This is a genomic window from Rhodoferax sp. (assembly GCF_028714215.1).
Lineage (GTDB): Bacteria > Pseudomonadota > Gammaproteobacteria > Burkholderiales > Burkholderiaceae_C > Rhodoferax.
Genome location: NZ_JAQTMS010000012.1, coordinates 19,978 through 42,559 on the forward strand (window position 1 = coordinate 19,978; position 22,582 = coordinate 42,559).

General features: G+C 56.5%; 26 protein-coding genes and 1 pseudogene. 20 read left to right on the plus strand and 7 right to left on the minus strand.

The window, feature by feature from the left end; genetic code table 11:
- Positions 1-18: 18 nt before the first annotated feature.
- Genes PHS32_RS07810 through PHS32_RS07820 form a run of 3 tightly spaced genes read right to left on the minus strand, consistent with a single transcriptional unit; the run spans position 19 to position 2,417 of the window.
- Positions 19-693, minus strand: a complete 675-nt coding sequence (locus PHS32_RS07810; RefSeq protein WP_301078365.1) for a type 4a pilus biogenesis protein PilO — start codon at positions 691-693, stop codon at positions 19-21.
- A 12-nt stretch (positions 694-705) separates the two neighbouring features.
- Positions 706-1,341: a PilN domain-containing protein gene (locus PHS32_RS07815; protein WP_301078366.1), complete on the minus strand. Its 636-nt coding sequence runs from the start codon at positions 1,339-1,341 to the stop codon at positions 706-708.
- Positions 1,338-2,417, minus strand: a complete 1,080-nt coding sequence (locus PHS32_RS07820) for a pilus assembly protein PilM (protein ID WP_301078367.1) — start codon at positions 2,415-2,417, stop codon at positions 1,338-1,340. Before PHS32_RS07820 ends, PHS32_RS07815 begins: the two co-directional genes overlap by 4 nt.
- Positions 2,418-2,805: 388 nt before the next feature.
- Here PHS32_RS07820 and PHS32_RS07825 point away from each other — a divergent pair, with 388 nt between their 5' ends.
- Both PHS32_RS07825 and PHS32_RS07830 read left to right on the plus strand, forming a co-directional pair.
- The gene (locus PHS32_RS07825) at positions 2,806-5,079 is read left to right on the plus strand and encodes a penicillin-binding protein 1A (RefSeq protein ID WP_301078427.1); all 2,274 of its coding nucleotides are present in this window, start codon (positions 2,806-2,808) and stop codon (positions 5,077-5,079) included.
- Positions 5,080-5,236: 157 nt separating this feature from the next.
- A pseudogene (locus PHS32_RS07830) lies at positions 5,237-6,563 on the plus strand (IS1380 family transposase).
- Positions 6,564-6,761: 198 nt separating this feature from the next.
- On the opposite strand, the gene cyaY reads toward PHS32_RS07830, so the two are convergent.
- From cyaY to PHS32_RS07845, 3 genes are all read right to left on the minus strand, one after another.
- Positions 6,762-7,106 carry an iron donor protein CyaY gene (cyaY, locus tag PHS32_RS07835; protein ID WP_301078368.1) on the minus strand — a complete coding sequence of 115 codons (345 nt, stop codon included), beginning with the start codon at positions 7,104-7,106 and terminating at the stop codon, positions 6,762-6,764.
- The gene (locus tag PHS32_RS07840; protein WP_301078369.1) at positions 7,106-7,381 is read right to left on the minus strand and encodes a hypothetical protein; all 276 of its coding nucleotides are present in this window, start codon (positions 7,379-7,381) and stop codon (positions 7,106-7,108) included. Before PHS32_RS07840 ends, cyaY begins: the two co-directional genes overlap by 1 nt.
- A gap of 189 nt (positions 7,382-7,570) precedes the next feature.
- A complete protein-coding gene (locus PHS32_RS07845; protein WP_301078370.1) occupies positions 7,571-7,792 on the minus strand; it encodes a hypothetical protein in 222 nt (73 codons plus the stop codon).
- 401 nt (positions 7,793-8,193) lie between these two features.
- Here PHS32_RS07845 and PHS32_RS07850 point away from each other — a divergent pair, with 401 nt between their 5' ends.
- The 9 genes from PHS32_RS07850 to PHS32_RS07890 all read left to right on the plus strand — a co-directional run bounded on the left by PHS32_RS07850 (position 8,194) and on the right by PHS32_RS07890 (position 14,839).
- Positions 8,194-9,393, plus strand: a complete 1,200-nt coding sequence (locus PHS32_RS07850; protein ID WP_301078371.1) for a replication initiation factor domain-containing protein — start codon at positions 8,194-8,196, stop codon at positions 9,391-9,393.
- A gap of 29 nt (positions 9,394-9,422) precedes the next feature.
- The gene (locus tag PHS32_RS07855; protein ID WP_301078372.1) at positions 9,423-9,761 is read left to right on the plus strand and encodes a hypothetical protein; all 339 of its coding nucleotides are present in this window, start codon (positions 9,423-9,425) and stop codon (positions 9,759-9,761) included.
- 3 nt (positions 9,762-9,764) lie between these two features.
- On the plus strand, positions 9,765-10,001 hold the full coding sequence (locus PHS32_RS07860; RefSeq protein ID WP_301078373.1) for a hypothetical protein: 237 nt from the start codon (positions 9,765-9,767) through the stop codon (positions 9,999-10,001).
- Positions 9,998-10,348 carry a hypothetical protein gene (locus tag PHS32_RS07865; RefSeq protein ID WP_301078374.1) on the plus strand — a complete coding sequence of 117 codons (351 nt, stop codon included), beginning with the start codon at positions 9,998-10,000 and terminating at the stop codon, positions 10,346-10,348. Before PHS32_RS07860 ends, PHS32_RS07865 begins: the two co-directional genes overlap by 4 nt.
- Positions 10,349-10,429: 81 nt before the next feature.
- On the plus strand, positions 10,430-10,636 hold the full coding sequence (locus PHS32_RS07870) for a major capsid protein (protein ID WP_301078375.1): 207 nt from the start codon (positions 10,430-10,432) through the stop codon (positions 10,634-10,636).
- Positions 10,637-10,742: 106 nt separating this feature from the next.
- Entirely contained in the window at positions 10,743-12,770 is a 2,028-nt protein-coding gene (locus tag PHS32_RS07875; protein ID WP_301078376.1) for a hypothetical protein, read from the plus strand.
- A gap of 2 nt (positions 12,771-12,772) precedes the next feature.
- Complete coding sequence (locus PHS32_RS07880; RefSeq protein WP_301078377.1) at positions 12,773-13,072, plus strand: DUF2523 domain-containing protein; 300 nt, start codon at positions 12,773-12,775, stop codon at positions 13,070-13,072.
- On the plus strand, positions 13,069-14,133 hold the full coding sequence (locus PHS32_RS07885; RefSeq protein WP_301078378.1) for a zonular occludens toxin domain-containing protein: 1,065 nt from the start codon (positions 13,069-13,071) through the stop codon (positions 14,131-14,133). The genes PHS32_RS07880 and PHS32_RS07885 overlap by 4 nt, the downstream gene beginning before the upstream one ends.
- 118 nt (positions 14,134-14,251) lie before the next feature.
- Entirely contained in the window at positions 14,252-14,839 is a 588-nt protein-coding gene (locus tag PHS32_RS07890; RefSeq protein WP_301078379.1) for a recombinase family protein, read from the plus strand.
- A gap of 465 nt (positions 14,840-15,304) precedes the next feature.
- Here the strand turns inward: PHS32_RS07890 and PHS32_RS07895 are convergent, their stop codons facing one another.
- Complete coding sequence (locus PHS32_RS07895) at positions 15,305-15,526, minus strand: hypothetical protein (RefSeq protein WP_301078370.1); 222 nt, start codon at positions 15,524-15,526, stop codon at positions 15,305-15,307.
- A gap of 401 nt (positions 15,527-15,927) precedes the next feature.
- Here PHS32_RS07895 and PHS32_RS07900 point away from each other — a divergent pair, with 401 nt between their 5' ends.
- The 9 genes from PHS32_RS07900 to PHS32_RS07940 all read left to right on the plus strand — a co-directional run bounded on the left by PHS32_RS07900 (position 15,928) and on the right by PHS32_RS07940 (position 22,573).
- Positions 15,928-17,127, plus strand: coding sequence for a replication initiation factor domain-containing protein (locus tag PHS32_RS07900; RefSeq protein WP_301078371.1), 1,200 nt, complete (start codon positions 15,928-15,930; stop codon positions 17,125-17,127).
- Positions 17,128-17,156: 29 nt separating this feature from the next.
- Entirely contained in the window at positions 17,157-17,495 is a 339-nt protein-coding gene (locus PHS32_RS07905; protein WP_301078372.1) for a hypothetical protein, read from the plus strand.
- A 3-nt stretch (positions 17,496-17,498) separates the two neighbouring features.
- Entirely contained in the window at positions 17,499-17,735 is a 237-nt protein-coding gene (locus PHS32_RS07910) for a hypothetical protein (RefSeq protein WP_301078373.1), read from the plus strand.
- Positions 17,732-18,082 carry a hypothetical protein gene (locus PHS32_RS07915; protein WP_301078374.1) on the plus strand — a complete coding sequence of 117 codons (351 nt, stop codon included), beginning with the start codon at positions 17,732-17,734 and terminating at the stop codon, positions 18,080-18,082. The genes PHS32_RS07910 and PHS32_RS07915 overlap by 4 nt, the downstream gene beginning before the upstream one ends.
- Positions 18,083-18,163: 81 nt before the next feature.
- Positions 18,164-18,370, plus strand: a complete 207-nt coding sequence (locus PHS32_RS07920; protein ID WP_301078375.1) for a major capsid protein — start codon at positions 18,164-18,166, stop codon at positions 18,368-18,370.
- Positions 18,371-18,476: 106 nt separating this feature from the next.
- On the plus strand, positions 18,477-20,504 hold the full coding sequence (locus tag PHS32_RS07925) for a hypothetical protein (RefSeq protein WP_301078376.1): 2,028 nt from the start codon (positions 18,477-18,479) through the stop codon (positions 20,502-20,504).
- 2 nt (positions 20,505-20,506) lie between these two features.
- Positions 20,507-20,806 (plus strand): DUF2523 domain-containing protein, encoded by a 300-nt coding sequence (locus tag PHS32_RS07930; protein ID WP_301078377.1) that lies wholly within the window; start codon positions 20,507-20,509, stop codon positions 20,804-20,806.
- Entirely contained in the window at positions 20,803-21,867 is a 1,065-nt protein-coding gene (locus tag PHS32_RS07935; protein ID WP_301078378.1) for a zonular occludens toxin domain-containing protein, read from the plus strand. Before PHS32_RS07930 ends, PHS32_RS07935 begins: the two co-directional genes overlap by 4 nt.
- A gap of 118 nt (positions 21,868-21,985) precedes the next feature.
- On the plus strand, positions 21,986-22,573 hold the full coding sequence (locus tag PHS32_RS07940; protein ID WP_301078379.1) for a recombinase family protein: 588 nt from the start codon (positions 21,986-21,988) through the stop codon (positions 22,571-22,573).
- Positions 22,574-22,582: the final 9 nt, after the last annotated feature.

Here is a 22,582-nt window from a genome sequence, read left to right on the forward strand (position 1 = left end):
CCAGTCGACACCCATGCTTCATTTCTTGGCCTCTTTCGGTGCTGCCGCCTTGCGCTGTATGGCAACCTCGTCGGCATCGAGATACCGAAAGGTCTTGGCCGTAGCATCCATCGTCAAAGATCCGTCCTTAGCCGGCACAATGGCGATGCCATTGAGCGTCACAATGCGAGACAGATTGGCAATGTCCGATGCAAAAGCACCAATATCGTGATAACGCCCGGTTACACGCACGGCTATGGGCAACTCGGCATAGTAATCCTTGACAGCAACTTGCCCTGGCCGGAACAGGTCAAACTGCAGACTGCGGCCCAAACCAGCCTGGTTAATGTCCGACAGCAATGCGTCCATTTCGGCCTTGCTCGGTAATTGCTTCTCCAACTGCGTGACATACTGCTGCACCTGCTCGCGCTGTTTTTTGAGCGTTTCAAGATTAACCGCCTTACCCAGTTTTAGCTTGTACTCGTCGCGCAACTTGACTTCCTTGGCGTGTTCCGCTTCCAACTCAAGCTGCGAGGAATTGAGCCACAAAAACCATAGCACCACAACGAACGAAATGGCGATGCCCACAAACAAGGCATAGCGCGGGAGCGCCGGCCAGTTGGAAGGGTCCTTGGGATCAAGATTGCGGAATTGCGCCAGCAATTTGTCCCGCCATGGGGCCAGATCCAGTTTCAATGAAAGTTTGCTTGCCATAACGCCAGGCCCCTATTTCTTGACAGGAGTTGAGGCCGCGACCTGCGAAACTGTGGCGCCGGCCGAGGCGCGCATTTTTTCAGCCTCGCTGGCACGCGTCAAACGAACCCGAATTGTGAAATTGGCAACGCGACGCTGATCCCTGGGCGACAGTGCGACCGAGCCAGCCACAATCTCCACCAACTCTGGCCTGGAAAACCAGGGTGTATTGTTGCCCAAGTTTCGCAATAGCTCAGACACCCGCTCGTTCGATTGCGCGACGCCTTGCAGTGTCACATTCTGGTTTTCCTGGCGCATGCTGGCGATGTAAACGCCATCGGGCAGTTGCTTGACAAGTTCCGTCAGCAGGTGAACCGGTAAATTTCGATCTGCCTGCAAATCTTCCACCGCCTGCTGACGCGCCCGCAGTGCGGTGATTTCAGCCTCGAGGCCAGCTATATCCTTGATTTGTATATCGAAAATCTTGACTTCATTTTGCAGAATCTGATTTATTCCTTGCTGCGCAGATATCTGAGCCTGATACCACAGGAAAATAACGCCGGCCAGCAGACCCCCAATAAGGGCGGAAACCCCCAAACTGACGTTAAATACATCCTGGCGCTTTTTGCGGGCCGCCTCGCGGTGCGGGAGCAGATTGATCAGGATCACTGCATAAACCTCCGCAACGCCAGTCCGCAGGCGGTGAGGTAGGATGGCGCCTCACGTGTCATCTTCTTCAAACGAACGCCTGACCCAAGCTCCATACCGTCAAACGGATTCACCAGGCTGCAAGGGAAAGAGGTATGCTCCGTCACCGCTGCGGTCAAGCCCGGCAACGCTGCCGAGCCGCCGGCCAACATGACACAGTCAACCTTGTTATGCGGTGTGCTGGTAAAGAAAAACTGCAAGGCACGGCCAATTTCATGCACCATGCTTTCAACGAACGGATGCAGTACGCTGGATTCATAGTCTTCCGGTAATTCACCGCTTCGTTTTTTACTTTCAGCCTCTTCCAGGGAAAACCCGTACTGGCGCACAATCAACTGCGTCAGTTGGGCGCCGCCAAACGCTTGGTCCCGGTCATACAAAACCTCGTCGTTGCGAATAACCTGCATGCTGGTAGTAAGCGCCCCCACCTCAAACAAGGCAACAATGCTGCCAACACCTTTGTTGGGAAGATTTTCAATCAGGCGATTGGTCGCCAGTCGCGATGCATAAGACTCCACGTCCACAATCACGGGCTTCAACCCAGCCGCCTCTGCCAACCCCTGAATATCCTGCACCTTCTCCTTGCGTGACGCGGCAATGAGAACTTCAATATCTCCGGCGGAAGTGGCACTGGGTCCCACCACACAGAAATCAAGACTTACCTCATCCAAGGGAAACGGGATGTACTGGTTAGCCTCGGTTTCAACCTGTATTTCCAGTTCCTGATCAGACATGCCACCTGGAAGAACAATTTTTTTCGTAATGACGGCCGATGGCGGCAAGGCCATTGCCACATTCTTGGCTTTGGTCCCACTTTTTTTCACCAATCGACGAACCGCTTCAGCGACTTCGTCGAACTTTTCTATGTTGCCATCCGTAATCCAGCCGCGCTCAAGCGGCTCAATAGCACAACGCTCAAGCACCAGGTTACCGGCCTTATCCTGACCCAGTTCAACCAGTTTGACACTCGAAGAACTGACGTCCAAACCCAACATAGGCGCGGGTTGACGACTAAACAAAGATCCCAAAGAGATCAAAACTATCCCCTGAAAGAGGCCAATCGACGATCAGCAAAACTTAAGAAATCACTTCAATACTAGCAGTAAGCACCTTGTCCAGCAAAGACTTTTCCGAATTTGTGGAATTTTGAACGTTGTCAAAAGTAGACGCTTTGTATGCTGATGTAACGTAGATTCGCCCCCGAGCAGACATCGACCAGCGAACTCGCAACAATAGTGGATACTACCGCGCCAAAGCGGCAAAAACATCGTTTTTACAATGACGAAGCGTTTCCACCAAGTTTTTATGCCCTCCAAACCATCGACTGGCGAACCCAGCCCTCCCCCCAATTCCAATCCGCGCCCCGGTGCGGCGAACTGGCTGTTGCGCATTGCGTTGTCCGCCGGCGGCCTACTTCTGGCGGGGATGGCGTCCGTCCTGATCCTTGTTGCCCTCGCACTGGCGGTGGCGTTCCCGAACCTGCCCGATATTTCAGACCTGTCTGACTACCGTCCAAAACTACCCTTGCGCGTGTTCTCGGCGGAGGGCACCCTGATTGGAGAGTATGGCGAAGAACGCAGACATCTAACCCCAATCAAGGATATTCCGAAGGTCATGACCGACGCTGTCCTGGCGATCGAAGACGCACGCTTTTACGAACATGGCGGGGTTGACTACAAGGGCGTTTTGCGCGCTGCTCTGGCCAACCTGGGACACTTGAAAAGCCAGGGCGCATCCACCATCACCATGCAAGTGGCACGCAATGTCTATCTGTCTTCGGAGAAAACCTACACCCGCAAAATCTACGAAATCCTGCTGACTTTCAAGCTCGAACATATGTTGACCAAGGACCAGATCCTTGAGATTTACATGAACCAGATTTTCCTGGGGAACCGTGCCTACGGTTTTGCCGCTGCCGCGGAAGCTTACTTTGACAAGCCCCTGAAAGACCTCACTATTGCCGAGGCCGCCATGCTGGCGGGACTACCCAAGGCACCTTCCGCCTACAACCCGATCAGCAACCCCAAGCGGGCCCGCGCACGCCAGCTTCATATCATTGAACGAATGCAGGAAAACGGCTTCATCACGGCTGAGCAGGCGCTGGCCGCAAAAAAGGAAGAACTGAAAGTCAAGTCCAGCTCAGACAACTCGAAGGTGCATGCGGAGTACGTGGCTGAAACCGTACGCCTGTTAATGTTTGCGCAATATGGTGATGAAATCTACACTCGCGGCCTGAACGTTTACACCACGCTGCGAGCGGCGGACCAGGATGCTGCATACAAAGCACTGCGGCGCGGAATCATGGACTTTGAACGTCATCAAATTTACCGCGGCCCCGAGAAATATGTCACCCTGCCGTCGAATCCGCAGGAACTTGATGATGCCATTGATGACGCGTTGGACGAGCACCCGGACAATGGGGACGTGATGGCGGCGGTAGCGCTGGAGGTGGACAACAAGAAGGTCAAGGCCATTCGCCAGAACGGAGAAACCATCGAAATTACCGGGGACGGTCTGAAACCCGTGCAATCGGGTCTGTCGGACAAAGCTCCGCCCAACATCAAAATTCGACGCGGCGCCGTCATACGGGTCGTCAAAACACCTAAAAACACTTGGGAGATTACCCAGCTTCCGGAAGTTGAAGGTGCGTTTGTGGCACTTGATCCGCGCGACGGCTCAATCAAGGCGCTGGTCGGCGGATTCGATTTTGAAAAGAACAAATTCAACCACGTCACCCAAGCCTGGCGTCAACCCGGTTCGAGCTTCAAGCCATTTATCTATTCCGCCGCCCTGGAGAAGGGCTTTACCCCGGCCACCATCATCAACGATGCACCGCTCTTTTTCGACGCCGACGTAACCGGCGGGCAACCCTGGGAGCCGAAAAATTACGACGGAAAATTTGAAGGGCCGATGACCATGCGTCAGGGTCTGGCCAAATCAAAGAACATGATTTCGATCCGTATTCTGCAAGCCGTGGGCGCGCAGAACGCCCAGGAATGGATCACCCGCTTTGGCTTCGATGGAGACAAGCACCCCGCTTATCTGACCATGGCACTGGGCGCCGGATCCGTCACCCCCTTGCAGATGGCTTCGGCCTACTCGGTCTTCGCCAACGGCGGCTACCGCATCAATCCCTGGTTGATAGCCAAGGTCACGGAGCAACAGGGCAAGGTCCTGCTGGAAACCAAACCACCGGTGCTGGACGAGTCACTGCGCGCCATAGATGCGCGCAACGCCTTCATCATGGACAGTTTGTTACAAACAGTTACCCGCTCCGGTACTGCCGCCTCCGCGCAAGCAATACTGAAGCGACCTGACTTGTATGGAAAAACCGGCACCACCAACGATTCCATGGATGCCTGGTTTGCCGGATTCCAGCCAACCTTGGCTGCAGTCACCTGGATCGGCTACGACACACCGCACAAACTCGGGGACCGCGAAACCGGCGGCGGCTTGAGCTTGCCGGTGTGGATCCGGTTCATGGAACATGCGTTGAAAAACGTCCCGGTCATGGAACCCAGCGCGCCCGAAGGCGTCATCAATTCAGGCGGCGAGTGGTTTTATGACGAGTACGCAAAAGGTGCCGGCATCAGCAGCCTGGGACTAACCGACAAATCAACGACCCCAACCGGCTCCGACATTCAACCCTTGCCAGCGACCGACGAGAAGAAAAAAATCCTCGATTTGTTTAGAAACTAATACTTTTGCGGGACAGACCGCAAACTGCACAGCAGGTCGACTCCCGTCCCCAGCCGATGGTCGCCTAGCCCGTAAATTTCACCTATAGGAGTCGGCAGTCCCGCCCGAAGGCGCGTTGTCATTGGTATTCGACGCCAAACAACAACTGGGACTGCCAATGCCAAACTGTACCGAAGAATTTGAAACAAGCAAGATCGAATTTGGCCACCTTGGCCGACGAGTCGTGGAGGGCCGTTTTGACGGTGGCAGCATGACCAGTGACGCCGGGGTGATGTTGCTGGGGGCCACCGACCGCAAGCTCGGCTTGATTGAGGCTGCGGCATGCTGCATCGCCGATCCGCGCAGCCCCCCTTCTGACCAAACACCGCGTTGTCGATATGCTGCGCCAGCGTGTCTATGGTTTGGCTCTTGGATGGGAAGACTTGAACGACCACGGCGCGCTGCGCCAAGACGTGGCGATGCAAACGGCAGTGGGTGTTGATCGCGAGGTGGCCAGCGCCCCCACGCTGTGTCGTCTGGAGAAATGGGCTGATCGAGCAACGGCTTGGCGGTTGCACCAAGTGCTGGTCGAGCAATTCATTGCCGGTTTCAAAACCGCACCCGAGGAACTGGTGCTCGACTTTGACGCCACCGACAACCCGCTGTACGGACAGCAGGAGGGGCGCTTCTTTCACGGCTACTACGACAGCTACTGCTATTTGCCGCTGTACGTGTTCTGCGGTCAACAGTTGCTGTGCGCCTACCTGCGTCCGAGCCGCATCGATGGTGCAAAACACGCTGGCGCCATTTTGAAGTTGCTGGTCAAACGTCTGCGCCAGGTTTGGCCCCAGGTGCGCATCGTCTTTCGTGGCGACTCGGGCTTTTGCCGTCAGCGCATCATCAACTACTGCGAGCGTGCCGGTGTGAACTACATCATTGGTCTGGCTCGTAACCCGCGCCTACAGAGCATCACTGAATTCCTGGAACTGGCCATGCGGCAGAAGTTTGTCGCCACCGGATGCAAGCAGCGCGAGGTCGGTGAGTTTGTCTATGCCGCACAGAGTTGGAGCAAAGAACGCCGGGTGATCACAAGGCTGGAGTATGGCGAGCAAGGCACCAACCCGCGCTACGTGGTGACCAACCTCATGGGTCAACCACAGACACTCTACGACGATCTGTACTGCCAGCGCGGCGAGGCCGAGAACCGGATCAAGGAAGCTCAGGTCGGCTTATTTGCCACACGCACGAGTTGCCAGCATTTCCAAAGTAATCAGCTACGCATGCTGCTGGCCGCATTGGGTTACGTGTTGATTGAACGCCTGCGTGCGCTGGCGCTGCAGGGTACGGCCCTGGCCACCGCCCAGGTCGATACGCTGCGCATCAAGCTGCTCAAGCTCGCAGCGGTGGTGACGCGCAACACCCGGCGCATTCGCCTGTATCTGGCCTCCAACTGGCCCAGCGCCAGCATCTTTGCGCACGCCATGCGTGAGTTGCGCTCGCCTTGAACCTCATACAGTGCCTGGCCCGCACGATGACCTCAACAAGGCCCGCAACCCAAGCCGGGGCAGGGGCAATTGTGACTAAACCCATTCGATTTCATCCCAAAGACTGGCCAATGCCTACACGTTGCCAACTTCAGGCATGCCCAGCATCGAAATCAACGCCAATCTGCACGTACAGTGGTGTAGCGTGAAACATTCAGGCTAGCACGACCGATCGGACGCTGCGAACACCAGGGGGCACGCCGCCTGCGCGCTGGCAAAACGCGACAAATTGCCAAAAAACTCGCCCTGCCCTTTGGTATCCACCCAGCGTTCACCATCAAATTTGTAGTGATAACCACCAGATTTCGCCGCCAGCCAGACTTCATGCAGGGGCTTTTGCAGATTGACGACGATTTGGCTCTGGTTTGAAAATACCAGCGTCACCATACCGCCGACGCGCTGATTGTCAATATCCGCACAATCCTGCTCATTGATACGGTCGCAGCTTGCCTCGACGGACCGGAGCAGAGTTTCGGCACGGTCCATGAACTCAGAGTCGGTCATTACAGATTCCGCATGTTCTGACTTGCGTTTTTCCACTTGCGGACCATTCGTTCCTTACAGGCGCTTTCGCGCTCTGACTCAAGGGCGGCAATGACTATCCATTCCTTTGAGTCCTCGCCGATTTCCTCGGCGAGTGATCCTGCAATTGCGGGGCTCAGATTTCCTCGATCACGAGCTGTGTAAAGCGCCTGTCGTGACAGTCCTAATTTTCTTGTCCATTCAGATATCGACTTAATTTCAATCGCTTTCTCTAGCAGATTCATGGTCGTTTGCATGGTCTAGGTCTCCTTGTGTTGCATAAAGTACACACGTTGTAGGCAGTTTATCAAATAATTTGCCTACATCTTGTGTAGAAGGTCTATATTTCAAATCGCCTACGTCTTGTAGACATTTGCAAAGGACGCTGTCATGTCTAAATCGTTCTCAGAGGCCGGATTTCAGGCGGACCGCAGAGCCATCAGCGGTCATTCTTTGGGTTGTAGGTCTTCGGTCTTCACCAGTATCCAGGTGAATCCTTTTGGTGCTTCTCCTGGCGGTGTTGGTCGTTGCTGTGGCGTTGCCCAATTTGCTAGGCGTTTTGCCTCTTGTTTTTCTTTGGGTCCCCAGATGTCCCAAGCTGCGCGAATTAGTCCTATTCCCGCTAGGACCACCAGCCCCCAGAACTCGAAAAGCGGAATTGTTTTCATCCGTCGTTCCTCCTTGGTGTGTGAATCATGACACATCGCTCTAGTTTTCCTCCCGCTGGCGGTCTTTCGCTTCGTTTGGCCTTAGCCGTGGCAGCGGCTCAGCGGGGGGAAATTCAAGCCGTCGCTGACGTTGATGTCGTGCGTGAGGTGTCCGAAGTGTCACGGGCTCTTGAATCGTGCATGTCGAAGATGTCAGATGCCCAAAAATCGGTTTTTCAGTTGAGCCTTGGGTGCTATTGCTTGGCCGTTGCCACCCGCGTCCTGCCTTTGTGGGGCGCTGTTGATGAGCCTGGCGCGAACGGCGCGCGCGTCGAGCGAAGCGAAGCCGCCGACGCCGCCCGCTCGCGCCTCCACCCCGATGGTAATCACGGGGATAACAACAATCAGGGGAGCTTGCCACTATGACCCGAGCAGCAAAAAACCTTCTGGTCCTGGATGGCAGCGAAGTCAAGCTCAGACTTCAAGCCGAGCGCGTCGAGTCAAAAACGGCGGTCCATGTCGATTGGGTTCGTTTCACCGTGAGGCGCAAGTTCTCGCCAGCTCCTTCCATTGAAAACCTGTTCCCTCTGAGAGCGCATGCGGAGTCGGGCCTTTGGGATGAGGTGGCACGGGGCCAGCGCATGGCGCAAATCTTGGCTGAGTTGCCGAATGACGAATTCGCGGTGAGTACTCAAGCTTTTGAGCTTGGATGCGAAGTGGGTGCGGCTCTCGGGCCTGACTTCGCGGTCAACAATGAACGCAAAAAAGGTCATGACTTCTACCGTTTCCGGTGGGCCATCGAGCGCAACGGGACAGAGTGCGGCTGGATCGGCTTCCTGGCGTCTGGTGATTCACCGCGCCAGCAAAGCCAAAGCTCGACCATTCACTGCAATCTGTTCGGCGCTGCCTGCACATTTGCGGCCAGCGGCTGGCGTGATCGCCTGGCCGACATTGTGGATGCGCGAAACGGTGATCTAACGCGGTGCGACCTGGCGCTGGACTTCTTCGACGGGTTGCCGGGTGGCATTGAATCGATCCTTGAAGATTACAAGGCGGGCCGGTGCGATGTTGGCGGCAAGCGTCTGAAATCGAACATGGTAGGTCGCTGGCCCGAAGGCATCGAGCGCTCCTTGTATTTCGGCTCCAAGGAAGCCGGAAAGCAGACCAACTGCTACGAAAAAGGACACCAGCTTTTCGGGCCAGAGTCCGGCTCCGAGTGGCTCCGCGTTGAGCTTCGCTACGGGAACAAGCTGCGCGAGTTGAGCACACGGATGCTGCGCCATCCTGCCGATTTCTTCGCGGGCGCTTCGGCGTGGCATGCCTCCATCCTGGCGAAAGCCGACCAACTGGCTATCCCTGAAAAAGTCAAATGTACGGGGCGTCTGGCGCTTGAAACCGTTGAGGCCGAGTGCACCCGCAATTTGCGCTGGCTTGTTCAGACGGCGGCGGCATCGGTGGCCGTGGCTGTCGAGTATTTGGGCGTTGACGATCTGTGGCAAGTCATCGGAAATTCACGCAAGCCTGGTCGGCTTCAAAAGTTCAGTGCATCGGAAATTCAAAAGGCATTTACAGGTGCCTTTCATCGTGTTTCATCGGTTGAAAGCTCCCCGGCTTTCGCTTAACCGTCAACAAGGGGAAGAGGAAAAATATCATGCGAATGCAAAACGAAGCGGTCATTCACGCGATCAAGGAATCGGTCGGGTCATTTGAAGGCAAAGCCTTCTCAAGCACCACGTTCCATCTCGAAGTCGATCTGAAAGACAACGGCGCGGGCCGGTCCATTGGCTGTGTAACGCGGCCTTTCAAGTTCGGTGACGCCTCAGAGTTTGACAAGTGGGTCCACCTGGGCAAATCGCTTCCGATCAAGGCGACGGCGTTCTTCGATGTCGAAGCGATCAAGGAAGTACAGGGCGGCTCCGGCGTCAAGCTCACGCTTGTTGACATTAAGCCTCTTGAAACGGTTCGTCCTGGGGCTGCCAAGGGCGGCTAAATCATGCGCCTGCTGATTCAATCCAAGGCAACGGGCCTGTTCCTGTGCCCTTCCCTTACAGGCGGGGAACCTGAATGGGTGGCTGACTTGCGCGAAGCCGGTGGCGGTGTCGTCTCGGATGTTGAAACGGCATTTCAGCTTGTTACCGACAACTGCGAAGCCGATGACCAGCCCGTGCTGATTGACCTGGATCGGCTTGGCACGGGAAACGACTACCCGGTGACCGGGGTTTCATCATGATCTGCGCCAGCTCCTGGTCGATGTTCTACACGGTACCGCAGTCTGTCATAACGGGCTCGCCTCGCCTGTTCACTCGCGGCGGTGGACCTTACACCGAAGGGGTGGACTACCTCTTGAAGATTACCGACGTGGGCGCGGGGGTTGACTGCCCTGCCGGGTCCTACGTCTTGATCACGGCAACGGACTGGAACGCAGTAAATCAGCCCTCGCCGTTCAATTTGGACATGGCGAGCGGCGGCCTTATTGCCGGTGCCGTGTTGAGCGTGTGGGCTCTGGGGTTTGGTTTCAGGATGCTGATTCGGGCTTTGAATATCGGCGATGTTGCGGAGGTCGAGCGGGAGGCTTAAAGCGTAGCGGTTAGCGGGTCAACGTCGAGAGATGCCATCCGCTACCCGGTGCACTTTCGCACTGTTTGAAGGAGTTTTATTGTGAAAAAGATTCTGGGTTCTCTCGCTTTTGGCGCGGCGTCTCTGCTTGGCGCTCCCGCGTTTGCCGTTGGTACGGCGATCGACGTTACCGGTCCGGTGGCGGACATCACCGCTCAACTGGCACCGGTGGGCCTGGTCGGCGGTGCCGTCTTGGGCGTGTTCGTGGCGGTCAAAGCCTATCACTGGGTCCGTCGCGCTCTGTCTTGATCCGTGTTGATCCTGTTGGGGCTCGGCCACAAGCTTGGCTCCAATGGAATCTACAAGGGGATTCAGTCATGGGCGTTTACATCATCATTGCGATATTGGGGGCGGCATGGCTTATTTTCACCGCCTGATTTTCTTTGGTTTCTGGACTTTGGCGTGCTTGCTTCCTGCGGAGAGTCATGCGATTGTTCCTCAAGCTACCGCATATGAATATAACGCTCACGGCAATATCGCTTGTGTTGCTCCTACCATGCGGGGTTCCATAGATTGTGCGTATGCAGGTGCTAGCGTCCCTGTCGCTAACTGCACCGATACCAGTTGCCAGATTTATGTCGGCTTCTGGTTGACCGTGACGCCGACTTTCATTACTTATTTAGCTTGCCCTGCGAATAGCAGCCAGTCCGGCACCGGTTGCGCTTGCACGTCTCCTTACGTTGAAGATGCTACTCATACGTCGTGCATTGCCGCTCCGCTTCCCTGTCCTGTCGGCAACGCTGTCACGGCCACTATTGGACTGGGTTGGTTCAAGGACGGCGGTTCCCTGATTCCAATCTATGAGGCGGCGAAGCAATCTATTTGTGTTCAGAATGGCTCTAGTGTTTGCGCCGCCTATGTGAATTTGCAGCTTGCTTATCCTGGCGAGAAAGCGAATGGCTACGTCTCGGTTACGGGTCAAGTCGGCGGTACTCTCTCGGGTGCGACCTGTACCGGGCCTGTGACGCCTGCGACGGTTACCAGTCCGGCACCTGCCTGCGATGGCAAGCTGGGCAATTTGAACGGCGTGACGGTCTGCATTCCTAATGAGTCTGCGGCTGCAAAAGAGGCTCGGGCGCAATCTGCGGCTTCGGCGGCGGCTGCGACGGCATCCGCTGACGCTACGGCATCCGGTGCGATTCCAGCGGTTGCTTCCGCTGCTGCTGCCGCTGCGGGTTCGGCTGCTGGCTCCACCGTGCGGTCTGGTGGAACATCGGCGGCGGCTGCTGCTGCCGGGAAGGCGGCGGGTGACGCTGTGGTGGCAGGGGGTTCCTCCGCAAGTGCTATAGCGGCGTCGGCGGGGTCTGCTGCTGGTGCTGCTTCTGCGGCTGCGGCTTCGTCTGCTGGTCTTTCTCCGGCGGTGGTGCAGGCTGCTTCTGACGCGGCCAAGGTTGCCGCCTCTACCGCTGCTTTGCAAGCGGCTTCGTCGGGTAGTTCAGTCGCTGATTCTTTTGCTGCTGGTTTAGCTGCCGGGTTGTCTGCTGGTGCGGCGGCGTCTCAGGCTGCGGGTGCGGCTGCTGCCAAGGCGATGGCCGATGCTTTGGCAGCTGGCAAAACGGCGGCTGAACAAGCGGCGGCGGGTGCTGCTGCGGCTGCTGCGGCTGCTGCTGCCAATGCGGCCAATGTGGCGGCTGTGAAGGCTGCGGGGGATGCTGCCCTGGCCCAGGCTATCGCTGCCGGTCAAAATGCTGCCCAGCAGGCTGCGGCTGTCCTGGCTGCCCAACAAGCGGCGGCGGCGTCTGCTTCGGCTGCTGCAAGACAAGCGGCTGAGGCTGCGGCCCAGGCTGCGGGGAAGAACGCGGCGGCGATAGCGGCGGCTGGCGAGGCGGCTGCTGCGGCGGCTGCTGCTGCTCTCAAGGCTTCCAACGATGCGTTGAATAAGGCGCTCGACGCTCTGGCCGCTGAGGCTGCGAAAAAGGCGGAAAAGCCGCCTAACCCTCTGGACGAGTTTTGCGCCAACAATCCCGGCTCTCCGATGTGTAAAGAGTCCGTCGATTCCAAGTTCACGGCGGCTTGTGGCGCACCTCCTACTTGTGAGGGTGACGCTGTAGCTTGTGCTATCGCAGCAGCCACATTTGATCAGGATTGCATCTTCAAACAGGAGTCTGATGAGTCGCGGCTTTATGGGTCAAAGAAGGCGTTGTCAGGGAACCAGACCGGGGGGCTTCCTGGTAATGAGACAGTGGCTATCGGGTCGTCTTCGTTCTCGACTGTTGACGTTGTCGGCGGTGGTTCTACTGGCTTGGCGGATCTGACTATTTCGATTTTGAGCCGGTCTGTGACGTTGCCTTTGTCTCAGGTGAATTCGTTGCTCGCTGGCCTCGGCAATTTGCTGATGGCCGTTACTTTCCTTCTCTGTGCTCGTATCGTTGCAAGGGGTTAAAAATGCCTGTTTTTGTTGCTGCTTTGCTCGGTGGCCTTTACAACATCGCCGGGACGCTCGCCGGTCAAGTTTTGATTGGCTTGGGCATTTCCGTCGTCACATATAGCGGTGTTTCCGCCACTATGGATTTTTTGATGTCGGGCGCGGTGAGTGCGTTCGGTTCCTTGCCTGCGAATGTGACCGCTTTATTCGGTTTGTTGAAGATCGGCCCTTGCATCAGCATGGTGTTTTCCGCGATGGCCGTTCGCGCCTCTTTGAGCGGTCTTACGAGTGGCAGCATGAAACGGTGGGTCATGAAATGATCTACCTTCGGACGGGGGCGAACGGCTCCGGTAAAACGCTCCTAACCCTGCGTGATGTTCGGGAAAAGTCCATCAAGGAATCGCGGCCTGTCTATCACAACGGGCGCTTTCAACTTACGGCCGATTTCGACTGGAAAAAGATCGATATAAAGGACTGGCAGAGTGTCCCTGACGGTGCGATTTTCCTGGTGGATGAGTGTCACAACGATTTCCCTATTCGCACGTCGAGGGAAGCTGTCCCGGAATATGTGCGGATGCTGGCCGAACATCGCGTTCGCGGTTTCGACTTCTTCATGATCACGCAGCATCCTTTGAACATGGATGCATTCGTTCGTCGTTTGATCGGCGCGCCTGGCTGGCACCAGCACTTGAAGCGGGCCAGCGGTGGGCCTTTGGTGTCTGTGCTTGAGTGGCCGTCTGTGAATGAGGTTTGCCAGAAAGCGGGTAGTGGCGCTTCCGGTTCCGTGTCAATGGTTCCGTTTCCGACAGAGGTTTATAACTGGTACAAGTCCACCTCCTTGGACACCGCAAAGATCAGGATTCCGTTTCAGTTGAAGGTGTTTGTCGGGGCGTTGTTACTCGTGCCGGTGTTGATCTACTTTGCATACACCTCGTTCGTGGCAAACAAGGCCGGTTCTGCGAAAAGACCAATTGCACCTGGCAGCGCGGCTACATCAGTTGTCACATCGGCTCGGCCTGGCGTTGATGCTCCTTTGCCTGGTCAGAAGCAGAGTCCTGCTGAATACCTGGCAACGTATAAGCCGCGCATCGAGGGCCTGGCCTATACGGCTCCGCGCTATGACGAACTGACCAAGCCGACCAGTGCGCCCTTTCCGGCTGGCTGCGTGCAAATGGGTGAGCGGTGCAGTTGCTACACCGAGCAAGGAACCAAGATACCGACCACGGACATGCTATGCCGTCAGATAGCCAAGGATGGCTATTTCAAGGACTGGGGCGGTACAGGTAGCGGCGGGGCTCGCCAAGTCGTTCCTAACGGCCCTACAGCCTCGGCAATCCCCACTTTCCCGGCGACCGCTGCGCCTGGCTTGCCTCATTCCTGATAAACAGCGGGGGTATGGGGGATTTCCCCCATGTAAGCGAAGCGGTGCGGTTTGATTGCTCAATCAAAAATAGCGTTTTCCTTGTAGACTGCCGCCTCAATAAAAACAGGGGGAATGGATGAGAAAAGTCGGTTACGCCCGTGTCTCTACAGTCGACCAGGACACGGCGCTTCAACTGGACGCACTGAAAAAAGCCGGCGTTTATAACGTTTTTCGTGAGGCCGGCTCCGGTGTTGGTCCGCGTCCTGAATTGCAGCGGGCTCTCGGCACACTGTGCGCCGGTGATGTGCTGGTGGTCTGGAAAATTGACCGTGTAGCCCGCAGTCTCGGCGATCTTCTCTCGATCTTGGCCAAGCTGAAATCGGCGGGTGCGGCGATTAGGTCATTGACTGAACCAATCGACACATCAACTCCGATCGGGGAGTTCACATTTCAGATTTTGGGGGCTGTTGCTCAGCTTGAGCGCTCAATGATTCGTGAGCGGGTTATGGCTGGCCAGGCTGCTGCGAGGGCGAGGGGTAAACGATGGGGTGCACCACGTCAGATTGATCCTGATTCTGAGCGTGAGCTTGTCAAGATGTATTTATCAGACAGCTACACAATTGATGAGCTTGCCGATATTTGGGGTGTGGGCTATGGCGTTGCTCGAGGGGCGATTCTGAGAGTGTGTAATCCACGCCATCAATACCTTTCGCGCCGTCGGTAAGTACAGATTCCGCATGTTCTGACTTGCGTTTTTCCACTTGCGGACCATTCGTTCCTTACAGGCGCTTTCGCGCTCTGACTCAAGGGCGGCAATGACTATCCATTCCTTTGAGTCCTCGCCGATTTCCTCGGCGAGTGATCCTGCAATTGCGGGGCTCAGATTTCCTCGATCACGAGCTGTGTAAAGCGCCTGTCGTGACAGTCCTAATTTTCTTGTCCATTCAGATATCGACTTAATTTCAATCGCTTTCTCTAGCAGATTCATGGTCGTTTGCATGGTCTAGGTCTCCTTGTGTTGCATAAAGTACACACGTTGTAGGCAGTTTATCAAATAATTTGCCTACATCTTGTGTAGAAGGTCTATATTTCAAATCGCCTACGTCTTGTAGACATTTGCAAAGGACGCTGTCATGTCTAAATCGTTCTCAGAGGCCGGATTTCAGGCGGACCGCAGAGCCATCAGCGGTCATTCTTTGGGTTGTAGGTCTTCGGTCTTCACCAGTATCCAGGTGAATCCTTTTGGTGCTTCTCCTGGCGGTGTTGGTCGTTGCTGTGGCGTTGCCCAATTTGCTAGGCGTTTTGCCTCTTGTTTTTCTTTGGGTCCCCAGATGTCCCAAGCTGCGCGAATTAGTCCTATTCCCGCTAGGACCACCAGCCCCCAGAACTCGAAAAGCGGAATTGTTTTCATCCGTCGTTCCTCCTTGGTGTGTGAATCATGACACATCGCTCTAGTTTTCCTCCCGCTGGCGGTCTTTCGCTTCGTTTGGCCTTAGCCGTGGCAGCGGCTCAGCGGGGGGAAATTCAAGCCGTCGCTGACGTTGATGTCGTGCGTGAGGTGTCCGAAGTGTCACGGGCTCTTGAATCGTGCATGTCGAAGATGTCAGATGCCCAAAAATCGGTTTTTCAGTTGAGCCTTGGGTGCTATTGCTTGGCCGTTGCCACCCGCGTCCTGCCTTTGTGGGGCGCTGTTGATGAGCCTGGCGCGAACGGCGCGCGCGTCGAGCGAAGCGAAGCCGCCGACGCCGCCCGCTCGCGCCTCCACCCCGATGGTAATCACGGGGATAACAACAATCAGGGGAGCTTGCCACTATGACCCGAGCAGCAAAAAACCTTCTGGTCCTGGATGGCAGCGAAGTCAAGCTCAGACTTCAAGCCGAGCGCGTCGAGTCAAAAACGGCGGTCCATGTCGATTGGGTTCGTTTCACCGTGAGGCGCAAGTTCTCGCCAGCTCCTTCCATTGAAAACCTGTTCCCTCTGAGAGCGCATGCGGAGTCGGGCCTTTGGGATGAGGTGGCACGGGGCCAGCGCATGGCGCAAATCTTGGCTGAGTTGCCGAATGACGAATTCGCGGTGAGTACTCAAGCTTTTGAGCTTGGATGCGAAGTGGGTGCGGCTCTCGGGCCTGACTTCGCGGTCAACAATGAACGCAAAAAAGGTCATGACTTCTACCGTTTCCGGTGGGCCATCGAGCGCAACGGGACAGAGTGCGGCTGGATCGGCTTCCTGGCGTCTGGTGATTCACCGCGCCAGCAAAGCCAAAGCTCGACCATTCACTGCAATCTGTTCGGCGCTGCCTGCACATTTGCGGCCAGCGGCTGGCGTGATCGCCTGGCCGACATTGTGGATGCGCGAAACGGTGATCTAACGCGGTGCGACCTGGCGCTGGACTTCTTCGACGGGTTGCCGGGTGGCATTGAATCGATCCTTGAAGATTACAAGGCGGGCCGGTGCGATGTTGGCGGCAAGCGTCTGAAATCGAACATGGTAGGTCGCTGGCCCGAAGGCATCGAGCGCTCCTTGTATTTCGGCTCCAAGGAAGCCGGAAAGCAGACCAACTGCTACGAAAAAGGACACCAGCTTTTCGGGCCAGAGTCCGGCTCCGAGTGGCTCCGCGTTGAGCTTCGCTACGGGAACAAGCTGCGCGAGTTGAGCACACGGATGCTGCGCCATCCTGCCGATTTCTTCGCGGGCGCTTCGGCGTGGCATGCCTCCATCCTGGCGAAAGCCGACCAACTGGCTATCCCTGAAAAAGTCAAATGTACGGGGCGTCTGGCGCTTGAAACCGTTGAGGCCGAGTGCACCCGCAATTTGCGCTGGCTTGTTCAGACGGCGGCGGCATCGGTGGCCGTGGCTGTCGAGTATTTGGGCGTTGACGATCTGTGGCAAGTCATCGGAAATTCACGCAAGCCTGGTCGGCTTCAAAAGTTCAGTGCATCGGAAATTCAAAAGGCATTTACAGGTGCCTTTCATCGTGTTTCATCGGTTGAAAGCTCCCCGGCTTTCGCTTAACCGTCAACAAGGGGAAGAGGAAAAATATCATGCGAATGCAAAACGAAGCGGTCATTCACGCGATCAAGGAATCGGTCGGGTCATTTGAAGGCAAAGCCTTCTCAAGCACCACGTTCCATCTCGAAGTCGATCTGAAAGACAACGGCGCGGGCCGGTCCATTGGCTGTGTAACGCGGCCTTTCAAGTTCGGTGACGCCTCAGAGTTTGACAAGTGGGTCCACCTGGGCAAATCGCTTCCGATCAAGGCGACGGCGTTCTTCGATGTCGAAGCGATCAAGGAAGTACAGGGCGGCTCCGGCGTCAAGCTCACGCTTGTTGACATTAAGCCTCTTGAAACGGTTCGTCCTGGGGCTGCCAAGGGCGGCTAAATCATGCGCCTGCTGATTCAATCCAAGGCAACGGGCCTGTTCCTGTGCCCTTCCCTTACAGGCGGGGAACCTGAATGGGTGGCTGACTTGCGCGAAGCCGGTGGCGGTGTCGTCTCGGATGTTGAAACGGCATTTCAGCTTGTTACCGACAACTGCGAAGCCGATGACCAGCCCGTGCTGATTGACCTGGATCGGCTTGGCACGGGAAACGACTACCCGGTGACCGGGGTTTCATCATGATCTGCGCCAGCTCCTGGTCGATGTTCTACACGGTACCGCAGTCTGTCATAACGGGCTCGCCTCGCCTGTTCACTCGCGGCGGTGGACCTTACACCGAAGGGGTGGACTACCTCTTGAAGATTACCGACGTGGGCGCGGGGGTTGACTGCCCTGCCGGGTCCTACGTCTTGATCACGGCAACGGACTGGAACGCAGTAAATCAGCCCTCGCCGTTCAATTTGGACATGGCGAGCGGCGGCCTTATTGCCGGTGCCGTGTTGAGCGTGTGGGCTCTGGGGTTTGGTTTCAGGATGCTGATTCGGGCTTTGAATATCGGCGATGTTGCGGAGGTCGAGCGGGAGGCTTAAAGCGTAGCGGTTAGCGGGTCAACGTCGAGAGATGCCATCCGCTACCCGGTGCACTTTCGCACTGTTTGAAGGAGTTTTATTGTGAAAAAGATTCTGGGTTCTCTCGCTTTTGGCGCGGCGTCTCTGCTTGGCGCTCCCGCGTTTGCCGTTGGTACGGCGATCGACGTTACCGGTCCGGTGGCGGACATCACCGCTCAACTGGCACCGGTGGGCCTGGTCGGCGGTGCCGTCTTGGGCGTGTTCGTGGCGGTCAAAGCCTATCACTGGGTCCGTCGCGCTCTGTCTTGATCCGTGTTGATCCTGTTGGGGCTCGGCCACAAGCTTGGCTCCAATGGAATCTACAAGGGGATTCAGTCATGGGCGTTTACATCATCATTGCGATATTGGGGGCGGCATGGCTTATTTTCACCGCCTGATTTTCTTTGGTTTCTGGACTTTGGCGTGCTTGCTTCCTGCGGAGAGTCATGCGATTGTTCCTCAAGCTACCGCATATGAATATAACGCTCACGGCAATATCGCTTGTGTTGCTCCTACCATGCGGGGTTCCATAGATTGTGCGTATGCAGGTGCTAGCGTCCCTGTCGCTAACTGCACCGATACCAGTTGCCAGATTTATGTCGGCTTCTGGTTGACCGTGACGCCGACTTTCATTACTTATTTAGCTTGCCCTGCGAATAGCAGCCAGTCCGGCACCGGTTGCGCTTGCACGTCTCCTTACGTTGAAGATGCTACTCATACGTCGTGCATTGCCGCTCCGCTTCCCTGTCCTGTCGGCAACGCTGTCACGGCCACTATTGGACTGGGTTGGTTCAAGGACGGCGGTTCCCTGATTCCAATCTATGAGGCGGCGAAGCAATCTATTTGTGTTCAGAATGGCTCTAGTGTTTGCGCCGCCTATGTGAATTTGCAGCTTGCTTATCCTGGCGAGAAAGCGAATGGCTACGTCTCGGTTACGGGTCAAGTCGGCGGTACTCTCTCGGGTGCGACCTGTACCGGGCCTGTGACGCCTGCGACGGTTACCAGTCCGGCACCTGCCTGCGATGGCAAGCTGGGCAATTTGAACGGCGTGACGGTCTGCATTCCTAATGAGTCTGCGGCTGCAAAAGAGGCTCGGGCGCAATCTGCGGCTTCGGCGGCGGCTGCGACGGCATCCGCTGACGCTACGGCATCCGGTGCGATTCCAGCGGTTGCTTCCGCTGCTGCTGCCGCTGCGGGTTCGGCTGCTGGCTCCACCGTGCGGTCTGGTGGAACATCGGCGGCGGCTGCTGCTGCCGGGAAGGCGGCGGGTGACGCTGTGGTGGCAGGGGGTTCCTCCGCAAGTGCTATAGCGGCGTCGGCGGGGTCTGCTGCTGGTGCTGCTTCTGCGGCTGCGGCTTCGTCTGCTGGTCTTTCTCCGGCGGTGGTGCAGGCTGCTTCTGACGCGGCCAAGGTTGCCGCCTCTACCGCTGCTTTGCAAGCGGCTTCGTCGGGTAGTTCAGTCGCTGATTCTTTTGCTGCTGGTTTAGCTGCCGGGTTGTCTGCTGGTGCGGCGGCGTCTCAGGCTGCGGGTGCGGCTGCTGCCAAGGCGATGGCCGATGCTTTGGCAGCTGGCAAAACGGCGGCTGAACAAGCGGCGGCGGGTGCTGCTGCGGCTGCTGCGGCTGCTGCTGCCAATGCGGCCAATGTGGCGGCTGTGAAGGCTGCGGGGGATGCTGCCCTGGCCCAGGCTATCGCTGCCGGTCAAAATGCTGCCCAGCAGGCTGCGGCTGTCCTGGCTGCCCAACAAGCGGCGGCGGCGTCTGCTTCGGCTGCTGCAAGACAAGCGGCTGAGGCTGCGGCCCAGGCTGCGGGGAAGAACGCGGCGGCGATAGCGGCGGCTGGCGAGGCGGCTGCTGCGGCGGCTGCTGCTGCTCTCAAGGCTTCCAACGATGCGTTGAATAAGGCGCTCGACGCTCTGGCCGCTGAGGCTGCGAAAAAGGCGGAAAAGCCGCCTAACCCTCTGGACGAGTTTTGCGCCAACAATCCCGGCTCTCCGATGTGTAAAGAGTCCGTCGATTCCAAGTTCACGGCGGCTTGTGGCGCACCTCCTACTTGTGAGGGTGACGCTGTAGCTTGTGCTATCGCAGCAGCCACATTTGATCAGGATTGCATCTTCAAACAGGAGTCTGATGAGTCGCGGCTTTATGGGTCAAAGAAGGCGTTGTCAGGGAACCAGACCGGGGGGCTTCCTGGTAATGAGACAGTGGCTATCGGGTCGTCTTCGTTCTCGACTGTTGACGTTGTCGGCGGTGGTTCTACTGGCTTGGCGGATCTGACTATTTCGATTTTGAGCCGGTCTGTGACGTTGCCTTTGTCTCAGGTGAATTCGTTGCTCGCTGGCCTCGGCAATTTGCTGATGGCCGTTACTTTCCTTCTCTGTGCTCGTATCGTTGCAAGGGGTTAAAAATGCCTGTTTTTGTTGCTGCTTTGCTCGGTGGCCTTTACAACATCGCCGGGACGCTCGCCGGTCAAGTTTTGATTGGCTTGGGCATTTCCGTCGTCACATATAGCGGTGTTTCCGCCACTATGGATTTTTTGATGTCGGGCGCGGTGAGTGCGTTCGGTTCCTTGCCTGCGAATGTGACCGCTTTATTCGGTTTGTTGAAGATCGGCCCTTGCATCAGCATGGTGTTTTCCGCGATGGCCGTTCGCGCCTCTTTGAGCGGTCTTACGAGTGGCAGCATGAAACGGTGGGTCATGAAATGATCTACCTTCGGACGGGGGCGAACGGCTCCGGTAAAACGCTCCTAACCCTGCGTGATGTTCGGGAAAAGTCCATCAAGGAATCGCGGCCTGTCTATCACAACGGGCGCTTTCAACTTACGGCCGATTTCGACTGGAAAAAGATCGATATAAAGGACTGGCAGAGTGTCCCTGACGGTGCGATTTTCCTGGTGGATGAGTGTCACAACGATTTCCCTATTCGCACGTCGAGGGAAGCTGTCCCGGAATATGTGCGGATGCTGGCCGAACATCGCGTTCGCGGTTTCGACTTCTTCATGATCACGCAGCATCCTTTGAACATGGATGCATTCGTTCGTCGTTTGATCGGCGCGCCTGGCTGGCACCAGCACTTGAAGCGGGCCAGCGGTGGGCCTTTGGTGTCTGTGCTTGAGTGGCCGTCTGTGAATGAGGTTTGCCAGAAAGCGGGTAGTGGCGCTTCCGGTTCCGTGTCAATGGTTCCGTTTCCGACAGAGGTTTATAACTGGTACAAGTCCACCTCCTTGGACACCGCAAAGATCAGGATTCCGTTTCAGTTGAAGGTGTTTGTCGGGGCGTTGTTACTCGTGCCGGTGTTGATCTACTTTGCATACACCTCGTTCGTGGCAAACAAGGCCGGTTCTGCGAAAAGACCAATTGCACCTGGCAGCGCGGCTACATCAGTTGTCACATCGGCTCGGCCTGGCGTTGATGCTCCTTTGCCTGGTCAGAAGCAGAGTCCTGCTGAATACCTGGCAACGTATAAGCCGCGCATCGAGGGCCTGGCCTATACGGCTCCGCGCTATGACGAACTGACCAAGCCGACCAGTGCGCCCTTTCCGGCTGGCTGCGTGCAAATGGGTGAGCGGTGCAGTTGCTACACCGAGCAAGGAACCAAGATACCGACCACGGACATGCTATGCCGTCAGATAGCCAAGGATGGCTATTTCAAGGACTGGGGCGGTACAGGTAGCGGCGGGGCTCGCCAAGTCGTTCCTAACGGCCCTACAGCCTCGGCAATCCCCACTTTCCCGGCGACCGCTGCGCCTGGCTTGCCTCATTCCTGATAAACAGCGGGGGTATGGGGGATTTCCCCCATGTAAGCGAAGCGGTGCGGTTTGATTGCTCAATCAAAAATAGCGTTTTCCTTGTAGACTGCCGCCTCAATAAAAACAGGGGGAATGGATGAGAAAAGTCGGTTACGCCCGTGTCTCTACAGTCGACCAGGACACGGCGCTTCAACTGGACGCACTGAAAAAAGCCGGCGTTTATAACGTTTTTCGTGAGGCCGGCTCCGGTGTTGGTCCGCGTCCTGAATTGCAGCGGGCTCTCGGCACACTGTGCGCCGGTGATGTGCTGGTGGTCTGGAAAATTGACCGTGTAGCCCGCAGTCTCGGCGATCTTCTCTCGATCTTGGCCAAGCTGAAATCGGCGGGTGCGGCGATTAGGTCATTGACTGAACCAATCGACACATCAACTCCGATCGGGGAGTTCACATTTCAGATTTTGGGGGCTGTTGCTCAGCTTGAGCGCTCAATGATTCGTGAGCGGGTTATGGCTGGCCAGGCTGCTGCGAGGGCGAGGGGTAAACGATGGGGTGCACCACGTCAGATTGATCCTGATTCTGAGCGTGAGCTTGTCAAGATGTATTTATCAGACAGCTACACAATTGATGAGCTTGCCGATATTTGGGGTGTGGGCTATGGCGTTGCTCGAGGGGCGATTCTGAGAGTGTGTAATCCACGCCATCAATACCTTTCGCGCCGTCGGTAAGTACAATTT